Source organism: Ochrobactrum sp. SFR4, from assembly GCF_019730395.1.
Taxonomy (GTDB): domain Bacteria; phylum Pseudomonadota; class Alphaproteobacteria; order Rhizobiales; family Rhizobiaceae; genus Pseudochrobactrum.
Genome location: NZ_JAAPBB010001295.1, coordinates 1 through 240, shown reverse-complemented (window position 1 = coordinate 240; position 240 = coordinate 1). Strand labels below are relative to the sequence as shown.

1 protein-coding gene is annotated in these 240 nt (G+C 49.6%); it reads right to left on the bottom strand.

Annotated elements, in window-relative coordinates; translation table 11 throughout:
* Positions 1-240 (bottom strand): hydantoinase B/oxoprolinase family protein (locus HBA93_RS23200; RefSeq protein WP_221724796.1); only part of this gene is annotated, 240 nt, incomplete at both ends.

Genomic DNA, 240 nt, shown 5'->3' with positions numbered 1-240 from the left:
GATAGTTTCATAATACTGATACTCATTATTACCGAAGGTCAGATTATTCATCGTACCCTGTGCTGCAGCCATAGCCTTGGTTGCACCGAACAGACAGTTGGTCACAGCCTGACTGACTTCCACATTGCCTGCTACAACAGCAGCCGGATAATGCGGTGACAGCATCGAGCCTTCCGGCACAATGATTTTAATCGGGCGCAGACAACCGGCATTCATCGGAATATCACCGTCCACCAGCAC